General features: G+C 30.2%; 14 protein-coding genes and 1 tRNA gene. 7 read left to right on the forward strand and 8 right to left on the reverse strand.

The window, feature by feature from the left end:
- Positions 1-2: 2 nt before the first annotated feature.
- Both MHN29_RS00080 and MHN29_RS00085 read right to left on the reverse strand, forming a co-directional pair.
- The gene (locus MHN29_RS00080; RefSeq protein WP_235273638.1) at positions 3-3251 is read right to left on the reverse strand and encodes an SNF2-related protein; all 3249 of its coding nucleotides are present in this window, start codon (positions 3249-3251) and stop codon (positions 3-5) included.
- A 122-nt stretch (positions 3252-3373) separates the two neighbouring features.
- Positions 3374-3604, reverse strand: a complete 231-nt coding sequence (locus tag MHN29_RS00085) for a helix-turn-helix domain-containing protein (RefSeq protein WP_235273637.1) — start codon at positions 3602-3604, stop codon at positions 3374-3376.
- Between the two features lie 197 nt (positions 3605-3801).
- Between MHN29_RS00085 and MHN29_RS00090 the strand changes: the two genes are divergently transcribed.
- From MHN29_RS00090 to MHN29_RS00100, 3 genes are read left to right on the forward strand one after another with little or no spacing between them, the layout of a single operon-like run.
- On the forward strand, positions 3802-4275 hold the full coding sequence (locus tag MHN29_RS00090; RefSeq protein WP_235273636.1) for a hypothetical protein: 474 nt from the start codon (positions 3802-3804) through the stop codon (positions 4273-4275).
- An 11-nt stretch (positions 4276-4286) separates the two neighbouring features.
- On the forward strand, positions 4287-4571 hold the full coding sequence (locus MHN29_RS00095; RefSeq protein WP_100210599.1) for a hypothetical protein: 285 nt from the start codon (positions 4287-4289) through the stop codon (positions 4569-4571).
- Complete coding sequence (locus MHN29_RS00100; protein WP_159243656.1) at positions 4571-4717, forward strand: hypothetical protein; 147 nt, start codon at positions 4571-4573, stop codon at positions 4715-4717. Before MHN29_RS00095 ends, MHN29_RS00100 begins: the two co-directional genes overlap by 1 nt.
- Before the next feature lie 97 nt (positions 4718-4814).
- On the opposite strand, the gene MHN29_RS00105 is transcribed toward MHN29_RS00100, so the two are convergent.
- The 5 genes from MHN29_RS00105 to MHN29_RS00125 form a co-directional block, all read right to left on the reverse strand.
- Positions 4815-6368: a hypothetical protein gene (locus tag MHN29_RS00105; RefSeq protein ID WP_235273635.1), complete on the reverse strand. Its 1554-nt coding sequence runs from the start codon at positions 6366-6368 to the stop codon at positions 4815-4817.
- Positions 6369-6468: 100 nt separating this feature from the next.
- The gene (locus MHN29_RS00110; protein WP_235273634.1) at positions 6469-6762 is read right to left on the reverse strand and encodes a helix-turn-helix domain-containing protein; all 294 of its coding nucleotides are present in this window, start codon (positions 6760-6762) and stop codon (positions 6469-6471) included.
- Between the two features lie 101 nt (positions 6763-6863).
- A complete protein-coding gene (locus MHN29_RS00115) occupies positions 6864-7829 on the reverse strand; it encodes a hypothetical protein (protein ID WP_235273633.1) in 966 nt (321 codons plus the stop codon).
- A gap of 625 nt (positions 7830-8454) precedes the next feature.
- Positions 8455-8528, reverse strand: a tRNA-Ile gene (locus tag MHN29_RS00120).
- 51 nt (positions 8529-8579) lie between these two features.
- Positions 8580-9551, reverse strand: a complete 972-nt coding sequence (locus MHN29_RS00125) for a polyprenyl synthetase family protein (RefSeq protein ID WP_235273632.1) — start codon at positions 9549-9551, stop codon at positions 8580-8582.
- A gap of 126 nt (positions 9552-9677) precedes the next feature.
- Between MHN29_RS00125 and MHN29_RS00130 the strand changes: the two genes are divergently transcribed.
- The 4 genes from MHN29_RS00130 to MHN29_RS00145 all read left to right on the forward strand — a co-directional run bounded on the left by MHN29_RS00130 (position 9678) and on the right by MHN29_RS00145 (position 16418).
- On the forward strand, positions 9678-10283 hold the full coding sequence (locus MHN29_RS00130) for a TetR/AcrR family transcriptional regulator (protein WP_150899855.1): 606 nt from the start codon (positions 9678-9680) through the stop codon (positions 10281-10283).
- Between the two features lie 132 nt (positions 10284-10415).
- Positions 10416-11738 (forward strand): TolC family protein, encoded by a 1323-nt coding sequence (locus tag MHN29_RS00135; protein ID WP_235273631.1) that lies wholly within the window; start codon positions 10416-10418, stop codon positions 11736-11738.
- A 13-nt stretch (positions 11739-11751) separates the two neighbouring features.
- Complete coding sequence (locus MHN29_RS00140) at positions 11752-12933, forward strand: efflux RND transporter periplasmic adaptor subunit (protein WP_235273630.1); 1182 nt, start codon at positions 11752-11754, stop codon at positions 12931-12933.
- A 23-nt stretch (positions 12934-12956) separates the two neighbouring features.
- On the forward strand, positions 12957-16418 hold the full coding sequence (locus MHN29_RS00145; RefSeq protein WP_235273629.1) for an efflux RND transporter permease subunit: 3462 nt from the start codon (positions 12957-12959) through the stop codon (positions 16416-16418).
- Positions 16419-16501: 83 nt separating this feature from the next.
- Here the strand turns inward: MHN29_RS00145 and MHN29_RS00150 are convergent, their stop codons facing one another.
- The gene (locus MHN29_RS00150) at positions 16502-18829 is read right to left on the reverse strand and encodes an outer membrane beta-barrel family protein (RefSeq protein ID WP_235273628.1); all 2328 of its coding nucleotides are present in this window, start codon (positions 18827-18829) and stop codon (positions 16502-16504) included.
- Positions 18830-18845 lie beyond the last annotated feature (16 nt).

The following is an 18845-nucleotide window of genomic DNA, read 5'->3' on the forward strand; positions in this document are numbered from 1 at the left end:
TCTTAGTTTGATGAGTTTTCTTGAGGCACACCGACAATACAAGCTGCAATTTTATTGTCAATATTTTCGTGTGAGGGGACTTCTTCAAGAATCTTAATTAATTTTTTCACATCAAAGTTTATTTTTGATATTTCTCTTGAAGAAACTAAATCGTTAAAGTTAAATGGTTGTCGGCTACGGCTGTTTCTAGTTCTTTTATCATCAATGTAAGGTTGAAGAAATTTAATCCATAAACTAGCAAATTCATCGTAATCTACATGTCTATTCTTTTGGTTAAATAACTCCAATAACTGTTTGATAACTTTTTTTTCTTCTAAAGGGATTTTCTTTTGCTTTATTCTTTTAGATAGAATTTCTTTAGCAACATTTAACGCCCTCTTTTTTTTAGGCGGTAATAAGTCTATTTCTTTATTTCTCAGGATGTCTAGGTAATAATTTAAATAGTGGTCATTCCATTCTACCTTAGTTTGCTTTTTTCCAATATTCAACCTTAATAAATTGCAGATTTTAGAAAAATCTGTATAAACTTGGTAGTCTTTGTTTTCGGTACAAATAAAATACCATTTAGGGCTTTTATTTTTGGTTCCTCTTGTAGAAATAAAGCACCATTTGTTTTTTGATTCTAAAAAACTAACACCAGTTTTTACTTGGGAATCAATACCTATATAAGCTCTATATTCCTCTTCTTTAATTAACGAGTTCTTACCCTGTTTTAACTCAATTATCGGTTGAAAACTATCATGTATTCCTTCCCATGAATCATCAGCTAGTTCATATTCCTCATATTCCTTAATTATTTTGTTAATAGAAGAGTTTTTTGAAAAATGTTTAAATTTTAATGATTCAGGTAGTTTAAAGTTTGATCCAATAGTGTCTTTTACTAAGTCAGCAACTTCAAACAATCTTTTGTCAGCATTCAATGAATATTCTTTAGAATCATCTGGCCAATACATTTCAATTTCAGGCATTAAAGTGTCCATTCTGTCAATTCTTCCAAATCTTTGTTCTACTATTCTAATTACACTTGGTAGATCCAATAATGTAATGGCAGAGGCTCTTTGTAAGTCGACTCCTTCAGACATTTTATCAGAACAAAGAGCTATTATTTTTTCTTTATTTTCTGATGTTAAATCGAACTTATCTAGAACTTCTTCAGTTTCTTTCTCAGATTCTCCAGAGGCTATTAGAACTTTTATCTCTGGGCGTAATTGTTTGATGATGTGTTTTATATAAAATAAGCTAATTATACAAGAGTCAAAAGCTATTATTTTGTTGTGGTTTGTTTCTATTTGTTTTATTAAGGTCAAAGCTTTTCCCTCTTCTCTTTTTCTAGTCAATTTTTTTGTTAGTTCAGATATTCTAGAGTAGTTATCTCTTTCTTCCCTGCATGCTTTTTTATAAGTGTCTAAATCTTTCATCCAATCGGGAAGCTTACATTGTTTAAACATGTTGCTTACATATGGTAGTTTTTCTTTTTCGATTAATTTATCAAGTTCAGATAACTTTACTTTATTTTCTTTGTTTTTCCTTGATGGAAATTGTTCATATTCTTGGATTTCTTCGTGACCAATTATATGCTCTAGTAGGGCAATTTTAGAAGATCTTAATCTGTAACGAATGACGTATATTGAAAGACTTTTTGCTACCAGTAGTCTATGGTCAATATAGGTTTGTTTATCCTTGTCTTTTATATCAAAATGGGGTTTGTTTATTTTTTTTAGGTAAGTAATCCCTTTTAGTTTCCTACAAATAGAATTTATTTGTTTTATAATTTCTATGTCCTCAGTAGTTTCTTCTGTTTTATAAGTTTTAGAAATTTGAGTAGGAAACCTACATTGTTTACCTAAAGAGTTTTTATATAAATGAGGCTCTAAGTCAATTTGGTCGTTAATATTTTTTTTAGTTCTTCTGACAGTAAATTTGCTAACAAAATTTTTTAGTTTTTGGATGTCTTTTGGTTTTTTAAGATTAGGACGAATCTTTAGGTTTTTAAATGACTCAAAGCTCTCGTCATCTAAATTATCTATGTCTAGGAGCTCAACTATCTTAAGTAAATCATCTACTTTTTTATTAATGGGAGTAGCAGTAATTAATAATTTATAATCTGCATTATTTTTTCTTATTGCTATGCTTCTTTTAGATTTTATATTTAGGTAGTTGTGAGCTTCATCAATCGCTAGAATATTTGCTAGATCTAATTCTTTTTCAGCGATTCTTAATTTTTTAAGCTTACCATTACTTAATGTTCCATTTGAAATTTGATTATTAGAAATTGTAGAAAGCTCTCTAAACTCTTTTTTCCATTTCTCTATTACTAATGGAGGACAAACTATGACTGAATTAGCTTTCTCCATTCTACCATTCTCAAAAAGCCAGTTTTCTAAAGCCAATATTATAGTTGAACATAATTTTGTTTTTCCAGCTCCTGTTGGATCGGCAATTAAAACATTAGAGTTTTCTTGAAGGATAGTTAGAGCTTGAGTTAAACCTCTATATTGTGTAGGCCATAAATTAGCATTCTCAAGTTTGTTTTTTAGGATTTGATAATCTTCTAGCCAATTTCCTTCCAAAACTTCTGAAATTGCTCGTGCTAAAGCGTCTTGCCAATCGACTGGGCTTATTATTTTTTCAAGAAGTTCAATTATATCATTATACTTTGAAGCTTTATGGAAATAATTGTAAGCAATTGTTTTGATTCCATTATACTTAACTTTATCATCATCAGCTAAAACCCTTAAATTAGCTTCTGTTTGTTTTTTTAGACCATTGTTGCTAAAATTCGAAGACCCTATCATAGCAACTGTTTCACTTGCATAAATTTTACCATGTAATTTATTGTAAAATTTAACTTCAACTATCTCTTCTTTTATTTTTTCTATTAAGCTTATTACACTTCCTCCCTTGGTGATTGATAGTCCTTTTTTTAGCCAAAATTCAGCTATTTCTTTATCAAGAGATTTCGTGTGGTATTTCTTTCTGCCTCTTAAATTGGGTTCAAAGCCTAGTACGATTTTTATTTTTTTATCCCTAGTATAAGTGTCTACTTTTCCAAAACAATCTATCAAATAAGAGAGAGAAGTAAACCCAGTCAGGATGATAAAGTTTTTAGATTCTAATATGTCGTTTAAAAGAATTTCTTCTACTTGCCTTTCAGGATAGTCTAAGTTAATCGGAAAATCAAATTGTTCAGGCCATTTTAGATAAGGCTCTGGAGGTGATTTAAAATCAAGAAATGTTTGACTTCCTTTCATAGCTTTAATGGTTTAATTGTTTTTTTAACCCATAAAGCTATTTTTTTTGTTTGTAGTAAAAAAGGGGATATCCGTAATTTGAGAAGTATTTTTCCGAAAATTACATTTAATTCAGTAAGCTCCTAACTTAAAAGCTCATCAAAAGAAACTTTAAAAACTTCAGCGAATTTAACAACTGTAGATAGTTTGGGTTCTTGAAGCCCCTTTTCGTATTTTCGGATGTTTTCTCTATCTACATTTAGGGCAGCTCCAACATCCATTTGAGACATTTTTCTTTCTAATCTTAATTTTTTTATTCGTTTTCCGAATTCTATTACTACTTCTGGGATAGGCGTTTTACGTGTTCTTGGCATATAACAAATTTCTAAATAGATGCTAGCAAACAAGGGATTGTATAGAAGGGGTTGTTTGTTCGGCATATTTGTTTATATTTGCTATGAGGTGAAATTATTATCTAGTAATTTTTTATAGTGTAGTAGCTGATTTAGTTTAGTTAATCTTCATTTAGAGATTATTTGGAATCACATAAAAAAACATTAAAAATTTAATTATGAAAAAAATCTTAATACTGTTTTGTAGTATTTTATTATTTGCTAGTTGCTCTTCTAATGAAGAATTAGGCTCTAGTTCTTCAGATGATTTACTGACAAGACATCCTTGGGTAAATAGTAATTCAGAAATAGTTGAAATAACTAATCATGGTAATTTAAGTTATGATGAAGCAAAAACTAAAATAGAAAACAGATTAAAAGAAAGAGATAAGCTCAAAACTGTTCTTAGTTTTAAAAGAGACGGTTCAGGTAAAATTTTATATCCAGAGAACAATGCCCTTAGTGATTCTAAATTTGGTTGGCTTACCATTCCTCCGAATAAATTAAGGCTGATTATGTCTACTTCTGCTCAAACACTTTTGTTTGAATATACCGTTGATAACACTCGTTTATCATTAACTTTTGATGAAGAATATCAATACAATGGAATTCTTATAAAGTATATAATAAAATGGAATTTTAATAAACAATAAATACTAAGGCAATGAAAAAAATAGTATTAATAACATTAACAAGTTTAACCTTATTCTCATGTGGAGCTGTGAATAGAACGGTTTTTGGAACAACTGAAAAGACTTTAATTAAGACTGTTTCAATTGAACAAAATTGTCCTAAAGAGAATATTAAGGTTGTAGATAAGAACAAAGGTTTACACGGGGCTACATATGCTCTTGATGTTTGTGGTAAAAGAATGGTTTACAAACAAGTTGGTTCAGTTTTTATGGAAGCATCAAAAATGGATGAGACTATTAAAAAAGTATCAAAATAATGATAAGATTTTTATTTTTTCAGTCGAGTGTTATAGGTGATTTAAAAGCTGAAAGTGGAGGGGATACCATTTGGAGTACAGCAATTGGTACTTTAATAGGTTTATATGTGCTCTATTATATTTTTATAAGAGATAATTCAAAGTGAAAGACGTTTTTCAATTTTGTGTAGATTTTTTAAGAATCTTAGCTGATTCTTTAGGTATAACTTATGAGGAGATAAACATCTATCTTTTTGTTATTATTCACCCATTAGTGACCATGTATCTGTTTTTTCTATACAGAAAATATAAACTGTTATACAAAAAAAAGTGAGGAATCCAGTCCTCACTTTTAATTTTTGGTGGTAAATCAAATATTTCTAATAACCTATTTCTTAAATAATTTTTGACTTCAGACTCATGTTTTTTTGTGACAATTACACTATCATGAATCGTAGCCATAAACATTTTAGGATACTTTCTAGATAACTCTTTGGTTATAACGTCTAAAATGATAAATGATTCTACCTGTTGAAGAAACTTAGGAAATAATTTTTTTGCTTTTTTTATTTTCCTCTTATCAGGTAACTTTCTTTTCTTTCTTGGTATTTCTATTTCTTTACAATATTTAAAACCATAAATAAACTTATTTACTGGTTCTGGATAAATTCGTTTTATTTCTTTTATACCTTCAGAATAGTTTTCGAGAGAACAATACATGTACTCTAAAGTTAAAGATTTACAATATTTTCTTGCCTTAACTGACTCTACTATTTGTTTAGATCGTTTTGTACAATAAGTTTTTTTGATATAAAAACCTTTATTTGATTCATCCATTATTTTCTTTTTAAAATCGTCACATAACTTTTGGTTTACATATAGATAAAAGTCAGTTTGACGAATAAATTTTATGTAAAGCTCTATACCAGTGATATCAATAGGTTCATAAGAAATAGAATTCATTAGAGAGTGAAACTTGTCTCTCACGTCCTTACTACGTATTCCTCCTAGTATAAAATCAAGTTTAGATACCGATTTATTCTTGAGTAAATTTAATATGCCTGCTAATAGATAAGGTTGTGAAGTCTCAATATCTAGTGATACTAAATTTTCTTCTCTATGAGTTATGAATGCTCTCAACTCCTCCTTCATATTTGTTAAATTGCTATGAAGTCTATTATCATTCGTAGTTCTAGAGTAATGCCAATGATTAAAACGAATTTTATTTACACTAGACGAATATTGAGATTTTTTATCATCGCTAAAAGAACCATTATCGATAAAATGTAGAGCTTTTTTCCAGTCTATTTGGATTTCGTCTCCATTTAACCATTTTGTTAAATGTTTGGTGTTTCTGTCAGCAGCTTTTTTCTTTTTGCTTTCAATTTTGTCTATTTCTTTAAATAAAAATGTTTCATACTCTTTATTTAAAAATTCATAAACGTCATAAGTGTCTTTATCCTCCTTCTGAGTAGCTCTTATATGTAAAACCTTGTACCCTATAGCTAGGTTGCTTATTTTGCAATAAGGTATTGTTTTTATAAACTCATGTTTTACTAAAAAAGCTTTATATTTTTTAAGCTCTTTCTTTAAAAATGAGTTAAGAGTTTGAGAAGAGATTCTTACAAAAGTACTTTGAGAATTTTCTCTTACTTGACTTTTTTTGTAATCAATATAATGTATTAAAAATACAGCTTTGTCCATGCTAATTCTGTTTTTATCTGTTTTGTCTAAATGTTTATTATGCTTCTCTACTACTGATTCAAGAGCATTGAATAAATTGCTGTTAATTGTGATTAAATAATTTCTATAAACCATTGTTTTTGTTTTAAAAAAAAGACAAAGAGAGTCCTAGCGATATGAGGATATCACTTTGCCTTTTTAGTTATTAAATAATTGTTTTTTTGCTTAAATTACTTTAAGCTGCTTGTTTGTGGAAGTTGAGTAAGTCACTTTTTAAGTATAATACTTTTCCATGTAAGCGTTTTGCTGGGAGAATTTGTTTTTTATCCAAACTCCATAATGTAGTTTCAGAAATTTTTAAAAACTCCGCAGTTTCCTTCCTTGAGAGATAATAATCAGAAGAATCTCTTTTAGAAGTTCCTATTAATAACTCATTTTGCTCTTTCAGTACTGAGGCAACTGAATTCCTGATAATGTTTTGGAACTCTTCCAAATCAAAATCAATTGTTTTTACTAATTTAATACTCATGATATTATAGCACATTTTTTTATTGTGCTACTGCAAATAGAAGAAAATTTACAGTTTTACAATTTCATTACCAGTATTAAAAAAAGGAATGTTAAAAAAGATTATCTTTCTTTATCTTTCTTTAACTTTTTTAACTTTTCTTTAAAATAATCAGACTCAAAACCATTGTTCTTAGCCTCTTCAGCAATAAATTCTAAAGCTTTTATTCTGCTAGGAATAAAGATGTTTTTGTTAGTAGGAGTATTTGACTTTGTTTGATTAAGGTAGGCATTAACTGACTGTTTTTTAAATTCACTTCCGTAAATATAATTGGAAACTAATCTAGAAGCTTCAGCTTCAATATATATCCTTTCTTTATCAATTATATAATGACTTGCTTCAAAGTCTATATAACCTTCAGCAATAGCTTTAGCTATTTTAAACCAGTCATTGTCTGAAAATTTATAAAATTCACTTGAAGCTTTTGTTTTATATAGCACTTGATCTAATTTGGAGTAAATAGGCTTGTAATTAAATATTAATGTATCTTTAATGGATTTAACCTCTAGTTCTAATATTTCTTTAATTTTAGTTTGTAGCCAACTGGGTTTATTTGCACCAAAGTATTTTATATTGTCCAAATTGTGAAGTGATTTATCAATTTCCCTAAAAGCCTCACTTAATTGAGAAAAGAAAAAGATGCCTTTAAAAATATTGCAATCAAACAAGTAGTTGTTAATACTATTTAGTATAACTTCTTTTCGATCATTACTCCAAGATTCAAGATCAAAATAACTTTCATCATAATCGTTAAGTAGATTTTGAAAGTCTATCATATATATGCCACTATTGTCAATAAGAGAGTTATGAGCTTTAATGAAAGATTCTGATAATTGTTCAGTGGGGATATATTCTACCTGATCATTTCTATTAGATAGTATAAACTCTTTGTAGTACTTAGATTCATAGGGGTCAAAAGGAGAATCTTGCTTGTGAGGAATTATTCTTTTTATGCTTTTGTCAAGGTCTTCCCATTTTTTTGGGTATTTGGTTGTGATTTCGTTTAAACAAGATTCAGTTTCATTCATAATTTTCAATTAAGGTTAATCTAAGAGGATGCGTGAGGAAGTACCCTTATACTCGTAAAAATACAATATTTAGAAGATGTAAATAATGTTGTTTTTAAAGTATAATTTAAAGTTTACGTATGTGTATACACTTTTTGTCTGTAGGCTAAAATTTTACTTTCCTAATAATCGAATGAGGATATTGTATAATAACGGATAAATTAATAGAAGAGCTTGTTTTTGCCTATAATTTTATGTTTTATGGCTATTTATATTTTACAAGTTTATTTGTGTTAAACAGATTGATTGTCCAATTGTAAAGGGGAGGAGAAGTGGCGCAAAAAAAATAATAGATTCTTTTTGGAGGTTTTAATAAAAAAAATAAATGAGAGTTTCTATCTATAGGGACTGGGGCTATATGCTTTGATATAGAACCCGTTTTTTTGAATATTCCCCCATGTTTCTATAGAAAGAATTCTGTTTTTGTCTCTGATATAGAATAAAAATAGCTGAGAATTTTGTATCTTTATATATAGTGAGTTGAGCTTAATTTACTGTTTTTGAGATATAAGCACCCTCTGAAGCACCCTGTAAAAAGTAAAAACTCGCAACAGTACTGTTTATAGTATGTTACGAGTTTGTTACGTGGTCCCACATGGGCTCGAACCATGGACCCCCTGATTATGAGTCAGGTGCTCTAACCAACTGAGCTATAGGACCGGTTAAATTGGGATGCAAAAATAAAAACTTTTTTGAATAAAATGCAATTTTTTACACTTTTCTGTTCATTAAATTTTCACCAAACATGCGTAGGCCCTCTTTAGCATCCTCACTAATGTTTAAGTGAGTTAAACATTCAAAAGACTTATTAGTATAATACTCAATAAGTTCGTGTGTATGTTTAGGGATGTTATTGTCTGAAAAAATGCTAGTAACTGTCTTTATTTTTTCTGAAATATTTTCTTGATTTTCGTTATAAAGAGCAAAAAGTTTCTGTTTATCATCGTTATTTGCTACTTCTAAAGCTTTCAAATAAAGAAAAGTTTTCTTGTTTTCAATGATATCTCCACCAACTTGTTTCCCAAAAGTTTTAGGATCACCGTAGGTGTCTAAATAATCGTCTTGTAATTGAAAAGCAATACCTAAATTTAAACCGTAGTTATATAAATGTTGTGCCTGTTCTTCATCAGCTTCTGCAACAATAGCTCCCATTTTTAATGCAGCAGCAACTAAAACAGAAGTTTTCAAAGTAATCATTTTGATGTATTCTTCAATTGTAACGTCGTTTCTGGTTTCAAAATCAACGTCTAATTGTTGTCCATCACAAACTTCGAGAGCTGTTTTACTAAAAAGTTGAGCTAATTTTTGGAAAATAGCAGGAGGATAGTTTTCAAAATATTGATATGCTAAAATTAACATAGCATCTCCAGACAGAATTCCTGTATTAATATCCCATTTTTCATGAACAGTTTCGTTTCCTCTCCTTAGAGGAGCATCGTCCATAATATCGTCATGAACTAAAGTAAAATTATGAAAGACTTCAACGGCTAATGCAGCAGGCATAGCTTGTGAAAAGTTCCCCGAAAAAATATCAGAGGCAATAAGTGTAAGAATAGGACGAATTCTTTTACCGCCTAGTTGAAGTATATAGTCTATTGGTTCGTAAAGATTCTTTGGTTCTCTAACAATTTTTTGAGATTCTAAATAAGTTAAAAAGTCTGATTGATATTGTAATATGTCCAAATCTAAAATTTTTTGTAAAAATAAGGTAAACTTAAATTTTATACTTAAGAGAATGTTAAAAAATCTTTAAAACTCTGGAAACTTTTTTTGTTTCTAAAGTTTCCTGACGTACCTTTGCCCAGAATTATGAGAGATAAAATATTAGAAAAGGCAGGGCAAATGTTTTTGAACTATGGGTTCAAAAGTGTAACGATGGACGATATTGCGGGCGATTTAGCAATATCAAAGAAGACGCTATATAAGTATTTTTCAAACAAATCAGATTTGGTAGATGCTTCTATAGAAGCAGTTCAGAAAGCAATTGACGATACTATTATGTTAATAAAAGAACAAAAGTATAATGCAATTGAAGAAGAGTTTGCTGTAAAGAAGGTTTTTAAAGAAATGTTTAAAAATGCGAAGACCTCACCAATGTTTCAGTTAAAAAAATATTATCCAGAATCGTATACAAATCTTATAGAAAGAGAAGTGTGTATGTTCAGAGATTGTAATAGCGATAATTTAGAAAAGGGGATTGAGCAAGGTTTATATAGACCAGAAATAAAAAAGGAATTAGTAACAAACTTCTATTTCACATTAATATTCGGAATTTTTGATAGCGATTATTACGGAGAAAGAATGGATGAACTAATGAAGGTAGAGTACGAAGTATTGGAATATCATATACGAGCTATTGCTACTAAAAAAGGATTAGAAGTTTTAGAAAGGGAATTAAAAAATAACACCATATAAATACATAAGAAAAGAAGATTAATATTTCAAAGTATTCTTTTTAATTCCTCCTAAAGGAATAGTAAAACAAAAGGGTACTTATTAAACAGGGATTAAAAGTTAAAACACCAAATACAAAACTATTAGGAATACATGAGAAGAATAATTTATGCAGTTTGCATATTCTTTTTTGCATTGAGTTCAAATGCTCAAGAAAAAGAAATGAGTTTGTCTATGAGAGAAGCCATACAATTTGCAATAAAGAATAGCTATAATAACAAAGTTGCTTTGAACGATATTGAGGCAGCCAAAAAACGAAAATGGGAAACTACCGCTATAGGGTTTCCACAAATTAGCGGAGTGATAAACTATCAAAATAATTTAAAGCAACAATTCCCAGGAGTCGATTTTAATGGAGATGGAACCGTAGATTTTGGAGCAAAACACAATGTTACAGGAACGGTTACTTTAGATCAGTTATTGTTTGATGGATCGTATTTAGTAGGATTACAATCAGCAAGAACCTATTTGAAAATTTCTGAACAAGCTAAAGAAAAAACAGAATTATCTACTAGAGAAGCTGTTATAAATGCTTATGGAAATGTGTTAGTAGCTGAAGAGCGTATTGAAATTTTAAAAGGAAATAAGAAAACTGTAGATCGTCAATTAAAAGGAGCAGTTGAAGGATTTAAACAAGGATTGACAGAGGAAGAAACAGTTGAGCAATTCAAAATTACGCAAGGAAACATTATTAGTCAACAACGTAATGCTGATAGAAATAGAGAGATTGCTTATCAGATGTTAAACTTATCGTTAGGAAATCCTATTAACACAAAGTTGAAATTAACAGATAGTTTGGATGATTTAGTTGTAAATAATACGGATTTGAACTTATTAGCACAATCGTTTAATCTTAAAAATCATATAGATTTTAGAATAGCTGAAAACGATAGAGAAGCTAAACGTTTGTTAATGAAATTAGAAAAAAATAAAGCTTTACCAACTGTAAGAGCTTATGTAAACTATTCTAGATTAGCAAATGCAGATAGTTTTAACTTTTTTAACTCGTCTCAAGATTGGATTTCAACTTCAGTTTTTGGAGTAGGAATAAATATTCCAATTTTTAGTTCTTTAGGAAGAAGTGCAAAAACTGCTCAAGCAAAAATAGCATTAGAAAGTGCTGATATTCGTTTAGCAGAAACAAAGCAACGATTAAATCTACAAGCAGAACAAGCTCAAAGCAATTACGAATTAAGTATAGAAAATTATGAAACTGCTAAGAAAAACTTAGCATTAGCAACACGTATTGAGCGTAAGCAAAAAATAAAGTTTGATGAAGGGGTTACAACTAGTATTGATTTATTAGCAGCACGTAATCAATTGTATTCTCAACAAAACAATTACTTACAATCAATATTAAATATTATTAGCAACAAAGCTAAATTAGATAACGCATTAAACACACCAATAAAATAAAAAGTCAACTATAATGAGAAAAATATATTCAATAGTATTACTAACCGCTCTTTTAGCTTCATGTGGAGGAAATAAAGGGCAGTCTATTCAAGATGTAATTGCTACCAATGATTTAGCTCAAATAAGAACGAAAAAGGCTGAGTTAGATACAAAACAACAAGAATTAGCTGCTGAGATAAAGCAGTTAAACGATAAGATTTCTGAGTTAGATACGAACAAAAAAATACCTTTAATTACAGTGTTTTCTGCTAAAACAGAAGATTTTGTTCACTACTTAGAATTACAAGGAGATGTTCAAACAAAGCAAAATGTTTTAGTGTATCCAGAAATGGCTGGACAATTAGTAAGCATTTATGTAAAAGAAGGTCAAAGAGTAGTTAAAGGACAAGCTTTAGCTAAAATAGATGATGGAGGTTTAGGAAATCAAGTAGCACAGGTAGAAGCGCAAGCTGCTTTAGCTAAGACAACTTACGAACGTCAAAAAAGATTATGGGAACAAAAGATTGGTTCTGAAATTCAGTATTTACAAGCTAAAACTTCATATGAAGCACAAAAGAATGCTGTTGATCAGTTAAAGAGACAGTTAGGAAAATCTGTGATCAAAGCACCATTTACAGGAGTTATTGACGATGTAATTAAAGAGCAAGGAACAGTAGTAGCACCAGGAATGGGATCTGAAGTGTTTAGAATCGTGAACTTAGGTGATATGTATATTGAAACTGATGTTCCAGAAAGCTATATCACTTCAATTAAAAAAGGGAAAAGTGTTGAGGTTGAGTTCCCAATTTTAGGAAAATCATTACACTCTAAAATTCGTCAAGCAGGAAATTTTATCAATCCAGCTAATAGAACATTTAAAGTAGAAATTGGAGTTCCAAATAAAGACAGAAGTATCAAGCCAAACTTAACTGCGAAGTTAAGAATCAACGATTATACAAATCCAAAAGCGATTTTAATACCACAAAGTATTATTTCAGAAAATGCAAAGGGAGAGCAGTATATCTATTTGGTAAAAGATGTAAAAGATCAAAAAGGAACAGCTAAACAAGCAATTATTACTACAGGGAAAACTCAAGGAGATGTAATTGAAGTTTTAACAGGAGTAGAAAACGGAGCTCAAATTGTAGAAGAAGGTGCTCGTAGTGTAAAAGATGGACAAGAAGTAAAAATCTTAGCTGCTGCTAAAGCAAAATAATCAACTAAAGATTACAAGTTAACATGACTGAGAAACAAAAAAAACAAGTCGATAAAGAATTCGGTTTATCCTCTTGGGCAATTAATAATAAGACAACCATTTATGTAATGATGGTGATGATACTTATTATGGGTATTTCTGCCTTCTTAAGTATGCCAAGAGAGAATTTTCCGGAAATTAGAGAAACTAAAATTTATATTAGTTCATTATATCCAGGAAATACAGCTGAAGATATAGAAAAACTAATTACCGATCCGTTAGAAGATAAGTTAAAAACGGTAAGTAATGTAGTAGAAATTACGTCAACTTCGCAAGAAGATTATTCGATGGTGGTTGTTGAGTTTGATGAAAATATTACAGTAGATCAAGCAAAGCAGAAGGTAAAAGACGAAATAGACCAAGAAACTTCTGGTGAAGACTGGCCAACTTTTAACGGGGCTAAAGTAGAGCCTAATGTGTTTGAGTTGAGTATGTCTGAAGAAATGCCAATTTTAAATATTAATATTTCTGGTGATTACCCAGTAGATAAATTAAAAGAATTTGGTGAATATTTAGAAGATGAAATAGAGGATTTAGGTGAGATTAAAAAAGTAGATATCCGTGGTGCAGAGGAGAAAGAAGTTGAGATAGCTGTAGATATTTATAAAATGATGGCTGCTCAGGTAAGTTTCCAAGATATTATCAACTCGGTAAATGGAGGGAATGTAACAATGTCAGCTGGTAACTTAATTGCAAGTGGTCAACGTCGTACTATACGAATTTTAGGAGAAATAGAAGATCCGCAAGAGTTACAAAACTTTGTAGTAAAGTCTGAAAAAGGAAATTCTATTTATTTAAAAGATATCGCAAAAGTATCTTTTAAAGATAAAGATAAAACTACCTATGCACGTGAGTTTGGTGAAGCTGTGGTAATGCTAGATGTAAAGAAGCGTTCTGGTAAAAACATGGTAGAAGCAGCTGAAAAGATTCAAGAGATTGTAAAAGATGCTAAAGAAAATGTATTTCCAAGTAATTTAAAAGTTACCATTGCAAATGATCAGTCATCGAAAACCATAGGACAAGTAGATGATTTAGTAAACAATATTATTTTCGGGGTAATCTTAGTAGTATTAGTACTAATGTTTTTCCTTGGATTTAAAAACGCATTATTCGTAGGATTTGCAATTCCAATGTCAATGTTCATGTCGTTAATGATCTTAAGTTGGTTAGGTTATACGATGAACACCATGATTCTTTTTGGATTAATTATGGGGCTTGGAATGCTAGTAGATAATGGTATTGTAGTTGTAGAAAACGTATATCGTTTAATGGATGAAGGAATGCCAAGAATTGAAGCGGCAAAAAAAGGTATTGGAGAAATTGCTTTCCCTATTATCATTTCAACAGCAACTACGGTAGCAGCATTTATTCCATTAGGGATGTGGCCAGGAGTTATGGGGCAGTTTATGATTTATTTCCCTGTAACACTATCGGTAGTTTTAGGTTCGTCTTTATTCGTTGCAATTTTCTTTAACTCAGTAATGGTATCTCAGTTTATGAGTGTAGAGGATAAGAACATGCCATTAAAGAGGATAATTACTTTATCATCTATCATGGCAATAATAGGATTGTTAATTGTCATTTTTGGAGGAGCTTACAGAGCTTTAGGTACAATTATGGTATTTACAGCGATCATGTTATGGGTATATAGAATTGCGTTAAGACCTTGGGCAAATGCTTTTCAAAATAAAGTATTGCCACGTTGGGAGCGTTTTTACGAAAGAGTATTAAGAGCTGCATTAAAAGGATGGAGACCTTATGCAATTACTATAGCAACAGTTCTTTTATTATTCTTTGCTTTTGGTGGTTTTGGAGCATCTGTAGCAAGTCAGAGAACTAAAGTAGAATTCTTCCCAGACAATACACCTAACCAGATTATTGTTTATATAGAGTATCCTCAAGGAACGGATATTGAGAAAACAAATCTGATCATGAAAGATTTGGAAGAACGTGTATACAATGTGTTGAATTCACCAGAATATATGCATGGAGATCACAATTTCTTAGTAGAAAGTGCTGTATCACAAGTAGGAGCAGGATCTGGAAATCCACAAACCGATGGAGGTTCAACAGCAGAAATGCCACATAGAGGAAAAATTACTGCTTCAATGCGAGAGTATAAATATCGTGAAGGAGCAGATAGTAAAGAATTACAAAAGAAAGTAACAGAGGCATTAAAAGGAATCTATCCAGGTTTAGCAATTTCAGTAGAGAAAGAAGCGGTAGGACCGCCAGCTGGATACCCTATTAATATTGAGTTAGAAGGAAAAGATTACTCGGAATTGATTAATACTGCTGAAAAAATGCGTGATTTTATCAATTCGAAAAGTATTGCAGGTATTGATGAGTTAAAGATTGATGTAAACAAGTCTAAACCATCAATGTTAGTAAATGTAGATCGTAAAAAAGCCGGTGAATTAGGAGTAAGTGCATCTAAAGTTGGAGAACAATTACGTAATGCAATTTTCGGTACTAAAGCAGGTATTTATAAAGAAGACGGTGAAGATTATGATATCTATGTGCGTTTTAATAAGGATAACAGGTATAATAAGAGTGCTATTTTCAATCAGAAAATAACGTTTAGAGATATGGCTTCAGGTCAAATCAAAGAAATTCCTGTATCAGCAATAGCGAAACAAACAAATACTTCTGGATTTAGTGCAATTAAACATAAAGATGTAAAGCGTGTGGTAACCGTATATTCAGCTTTAGCACCAGGGTATACAGATGCAGCAGCGATTGTAGCGAAGATTGAAAGTGAAATGAAATCGTTTACCGAAAAACCAGCTACGGTAAAGATTAATTATACAGGTCAAATTGAAGAGCAGAACAAGCAAATGGCGTTCTTAATGGGAGCATTCTTTGCAGGTTTAGGATTAATCTTCTTAATATTAATTTTCCAATTCAACTCAGTTTCTAAGCCAGGAATTATCATGTTAGCGATTTTCTTAAGTTTAATTGGTGTATTTGGAGGATTGATAATTACAGCGAAGCCATTCGTAATTATGATGACAATGATGGGGATTATCTCATTAGCAGGTATTGTAGTGAACAATGGAGTGGTATTACTAGATTATACACAGTTATTAATTGATAGAAAGAAAGTGGAGAATGGAATTGCTGAAAGCGATTATGTTGATGTTGAAACTTTAGGAGAAGCGGTAATTAGAGGAGGTAAAGCTCGTTTACGTCCAGTATTATTAACAGCAATTACAACAATCTTAGGGTTAATTCCATTAGCAACTGGATTCAATATTAACTTCTATACTTTATTTAGTGAATTTAATCCACATATTTATATGGGAGGTGATAACGTAATTTTCTGGGGACCATTAGCATGGACAGTAATTTACGGATTATTCATTGCAACATTCTTAACGTTAATTGTAGTCCCTATTTTATTCTACTTAATTACTAAGTTTAAAATGTGGTTACGTAGTTTATAATTAATTTTTGTTAACAATAAAGAAGAGCTAAAAGTATTTTACTTTTAGCTCTTCTTGCTTTTAAAGTTATGATTTAATTGTTTTTAGTCAGGTAAACGATCTCTATCTTTTTTAGTTCTATTAAATCGATATGTAAAAGTAATTGATGTAAATCTACCAATAGGTCTACTATAGTTATTAGTAGTATAATTTTCATCAGTTATTAATTGTCTACTTACTCTAGAGTCTAAAATATTGTTCATATTTAAAGTTACGGTAGCTTTGTCTTCCCAAAAATCTTTGCTAATTCCAATATTTGCTCTGTATTGAGCTTCAGTAAATATTTGCCCACTTTGTCTTTCTCCACGATAATTAAAACTAGATTGAATAGTTAGTTTAGAAAACTTCATTCTTGAATTTAAACGTGTAGACCATGTGCTATCATCAACAGTATATAAACCTCTTTGGTCAAAAGAAAAGTAATTAAATTCACTAGATAATCGCCACCATTTAAAAGGAGAGTATCGAATAGCTAATTCAGCACCAAATCTTTTTTCAATACCTGAATTAATTGGTTTTGATACTAAAGCTCCAAATGGATTAGGGGTTATTAAAGTTTCAAAAACATTAGTTGTTCTTTGGTAGTAAATAGATGGGTTTAAAGTGAATTTTTTCCATCGTTTTAATAAACCTAACTCAAAAGAGTTTGTATACATAGGATTTAAATCTGGGTTACCAACACGAATGTTTCTTCTGTCTGAAATTCCTCCAAAAGGATTTAAGTGCCAAAAGCTTGGTCGTCTAATTCTTCTACTATAACTTACTTGTACATTGGTAGCTTGATTAAAATTATAAGTTAAATGAGCAGTTGGAAATAAATCGGTATAACTTTTAGAAGTTCTAAATTCATCTCTTCTGTCAGTACTTCCTGTATTTGCATGTTCGGCACGTAAACCTAGTAAATACTGTAATTTATTTTTTCTATTTCCATATTGAATATAAGCACCGTAAATACGTTCGTTATATTTTAATAAATTATTCAAAGTATCTACTACTACATTGTTATCCCAAACTTTATAATCACTATCAATGTTTCTTATTTCACCTTTTATACCCATTTCAACATGTGATTTTTTTGTAATTGGTAATTTAAAATCAGATTGGAACAAGAAATCTTTACTACTTTCTATATCTCTACTTCTTAATAAGTTGATTGCTGAGGTAGTTGGAAATTGTTGTTGCTCTTCTACTGATTCGTTTTCATCATCATTCCAAAAGTCATATTGAAAATTCACTGTAAGTTTCTGTCCTTTTTTATCAAAGGTTTTTACATAGTTAAGTTCAATTTGATTTGCTTTTTGAGGTTCTCTATACGATTCGTTTGAAGTAAGAATATTGTCAACTTGTTTTTGAGCATTTAAAAAGTTAAAGGTGTAATCAACATTATTTTTGCTTGTGTTATTTCGGTAATAATAACTTAAGGTTAGTGTGTTTTTATCGTTAATGTAATAATCACTTCCAAAATAAAGATTGAATGTTCTACGACTTCTAGTGCTATTAGTGGTTCTGTTAGAAAAAGATACAGGTACATTATTCGTAAAGTTGGTTCTGTTTAAGTAACCGTTTCCATCGAATGATAAATAGCGATACCCAATATTAGAAAACAAATTAAACTTTTCCTTTTTATAATTAACATTATAATTAATACTATGATTATCTGGTATACCCGTGGTTAGTTGAAGCGAGCTTCCAAAGCGTCCCTTTTTATTCTTTTTCAAAATAATATTGATAATTCCTGCAGTTCCTTCAGCATCATATTTAGCAGATGGGTTGGTAATTACTTCTACTTTCTCAATGTTTTCAGAAGGAATAGATTCTAATCCGTTATTTGCTGTTAACACAGAAGGTCTACCATTAATTAAAATACGAACATTAGAATTACCACGTAAACTTACGGCTCCTTCAATATCAACATTAACAGAAGGAACATTGTTTAAAATATCGTTTACAGAGCCTCCTTTTGATATTAAATCTTTACCAACATTAAAAACACGTTTGTCTAATTTGTATTCGGTTGTAGATTTTTCAGCAACTATTTCAACTTCGTCTAGTGCTTCTGAATCTTCTTGTAAAAAAATAGTTTGAATTGATTGATTCTTAGTAAGTGAAAAATTATTTATGGTATGACTTTTAAAGCCGATAAATTCAATTTTAATATTGTAGACACCTTTTTTAGCTTTGATAGAAAACTCTCCTTTGCTGTTAGTTGATTCGCCTGCAATCACATTATTGTTTTCTGGACTGGTTAAAATCACAGTGGCAAATTCTAAAGGATGTTGCGTGTTTTTTTCAACTACCTTACCCCTAAGGTTTATTTGAGCAGAAGCACCAACAGTACTTATTAATAAAAGAAGGAACAGTATTTTTTTCATTTTGTTTGTTATTTGT

The organism is Tenacibaculum sp. Cn5-46, assembly GCF_022347705.1.
Lineage (GTDB): Bacteria > Bacteroidota > Bacteroidia > Flavobacteriales > Flavobacteriaceae > Polaribacter > Polaribacter aiptasiae.

Bases quoted from the DNA above. Each gene is read 5' to 3' on its own strand.
- MHN29_RS00090 (WP_235273636.1), top strand. From the start codon at position 3,802: ATGAAAAAAATCTTAATACTGTTTTGTAGTATTTTATTATTTGCTAGT.
- MHN29_RS00100 (WP_159243656.1), top strand. From the start codon at position 4,571: ATGATAAGATTTTTATTTTTTCAGTCGAGTGTTATAGGTGATTTAAAA.
- MHN29_RS00140 (WP_235273630.1), top strand. From the start codon at position 11,752: ATGAGAAAAATATATTCAATAGTATTACTAACCGCTCTTTTAGCTTCA.
- MHN29_RS00145 (WP_235273629.1), top strand. From the start codon at position 12,957: ATGACTGAGAAACAAAAAAAACAAGTCGATAAAGAATTCGGTTTATCC.
- MHN29_RS00110 (WP_235273634.1), bottom strand. From the start codon at position 6,762: ATGAGTATTAAATTAGTAAAAACAATTGATTTTGATTTGGAAGAGTTC.
- MHN29_RS00150 (WP_235273628.1), bottom strand. From the start codon at position 18,829: ATGAAAAAAATACTGTTCCTTCTTTTATTAATAAGTACTGTTGGTGCT.
- MHN29_RS00085 (WP_235273637.1), bottom strand. From the start codon at position 3,604: ATGCCAAGAACACGTAAAACGCCTATCCCAGAAGTAGTAATAGAATTC.
- MHN29_RS00130 (WP_150899855.1), top strand. From the start codon at position 9,678: ATGAGAGATAAAATATTAGAAAAGGCAGGGCAAATGTTTTTGAACTAT.
- MHN29_RS00115 (WP_235273633.1), bottom strand. From the start codon at position 7,829: ATGAATGAAACTGAATCTTGTTTAAACGAAATCACAACCAAATACCCA.
- MHN29_RS00080 (WP_235273638.1), bottom strand. From the start codon at position 3,251: ATGAAAGGAAGTCAAACATTTCTTGATTTTAAATCACCTCCAGAGCCT.
- MHN29_RS00105 (WP_235273635.1), bottom strand. From the start codon at position 6,368: ATGGTTTATAGAAATTATTTAATCACAATTAACAGCAATTTATTCAAT.
- MHN29_RS00095 (WP_100210599.1), top strand. From the start codon at position 4,287: ATGAAAAAAATAGTATTAATAACATTAACAAGTTTAACCTTATTCTCA.
- MHN29_RS00135 (WP_235273631.1), top strand. From the start codon at position 10,416: ATGAGAAGAATAATTTATGCAGTTTGCATATTCTTTTTTGCATTGAGT.